The following is a 1,541-nucleotide window of genomic DNA, read 5'->3' on the forward strand; positions in this document are numbered from 1 at the left end:
TCTAGCTTCGTCGGCAGCGTCAGATGTGTATAAGAGACAGCGCTAATACTGTATAAATATAAATACAAATGTAGGAGGATTTATATATTGTCAATGAAAGCCGTTGTGATAGAAGAAATTTATCAAGAAATATTGGATGGAAAAAGGAAACGATTCCCTCCGAATACTTGGAAAGAGGATATGGATAATAAACAGGCCCGCAGAGTAATCACATATTTATTACACAGTATTTTAAAATGGAATAAGGAAGACATCAAAAAAAAGTGGAACACTCAATTGCTTGTAAAATATAAACTACGAGGATTACTCAAACATAGATACGAAAGTAGTCCTTTTAAAGCGATAAATGATTTATATCCAAGTGAGTTTAAAGAATGGGAGTTTGGTATGACTCCTTTAAATTTTTGGACGAAAGAAAAGGCATTAACCATTTTGAAATGGCTGATTGAAGAAAAAGAAAAGTTATCAAAAGAAAAGCTCTTACGGGTATACGGTAAAAGATGGTTAGAACGAAAGAAACTCGGTGCCCCTCTGGCGATGTATTGGAATAGCAGTCCTTTTGCAATGATTAACGATCTGTACCCCAGTCGTTTTAAAGAATGGGAATTTCTTATGACGCCCAATAACTTCTGGACAAAAGAAAAAGCATTAGAAGCATTGAAATGGACCATTGAAGAAAAAGAAAAATTAACTCCCGAACAATTACTGAATGTATACAATATAAAGTGGCTAAAGACTCACAGATTAGCGTCTACATGTCAATTAATGTGGGGGAATAGTCCATTTAAAATGATTAATGACTTATATCCAGGTCGTTTTAAAGAATGGGAATTTAAAGTTACGCCTGTGGGCTTTTGGTCTAGAAGTAAAGCATTAGAAGCATTAAGGTGGACCATTGAAGAGAAAGAAAAACTAAACGAGAAACAGCTATTAAAAGTATTTAATCAAAGATGGCTGATAAAACAAAAGTTATGGACACCCTTAAAACGCTATTGGAAAGGAAGCCCTTATGAAATGCTTGTTGCTTTATATCCAAATCGTTTCTCAAAAAGCATGTTAAAAGGGTATTTTAATAATTAAAAAGGAAGTTAAGCATAAGTTTTTATAGCTCGCTGCCATCTCATTTGTAGAAAAGTCAGGGGGTACTTTTATTTTCCCCTTTTTTCTTAAACATGTTTACTATTTATAAATTAAATGTTAGTTTTACAAAACATACAAAATGTTAAACTTACAAAAGCCATTGATATCATGCGTAAATGCTGATATCAATGGCTTTTGGTATAGATATGTAGTAATCATTCTTTTAAATTATTAAAAGGCATAAACTCAGTTTTACTTTTTCCAAGTAATCTGCTCTTAAATTTATCTTTCTTGTCCATCTGTTTGATTGGCTTGGAACTCCATTTTTAATGCAATACTATCCCCTTGGAACACGTTTTGATCTGTGCCGTTGTCTTCAAATATAAACTTTATCCAAAACCAATCCATTTTCCCAGGTTTTAATCCCCCTGTTTCAGTCCACTTAGAATGAAATACTTTTT

The 1,541-nt window shown here is 32.9% G+C and carries 2 protein-coding genes; one reads left to right on the forward strand and one right to left on the reverse strand.

The genetic code is table 11. The features are described from left to right. Positions 1 to 93 precede the first annotated feature (93 nt). On the forward strand, positions 94 to 1,080 hold the full coding sequence (locus JDS92_RS29985; RefSeq protein ID WP_242476057.1) for a DUF4046 domain-containing protein: 987 nt from the start codon (positions 94 to 96) through the stop codon (positions 1,078 to 1,080). Positions 1,081 to 1,362: 282 nt separating this feature from the next. Here the strand turns inward: JDS92_RS29985 and JDS92_RS29990 are convergent. Continuing rightward, positions 1,363 to 1,541 (reverse strand): CalY family protein (locus JDS92_RS29990; protein WP_242476058.1); only part of this gene is annotated, 179 nt, incomplete at its 5' end.

The organism is Bacillus cereus group sp. N12, from assembly GCF_016483575.1.
Classification (GTDB): domain Bacteria; phylum Bacillota; class Bacilli; order Bacillales; family Bacillaceae_G; genus Bacillus_A; species Bacillus_A toyonensis.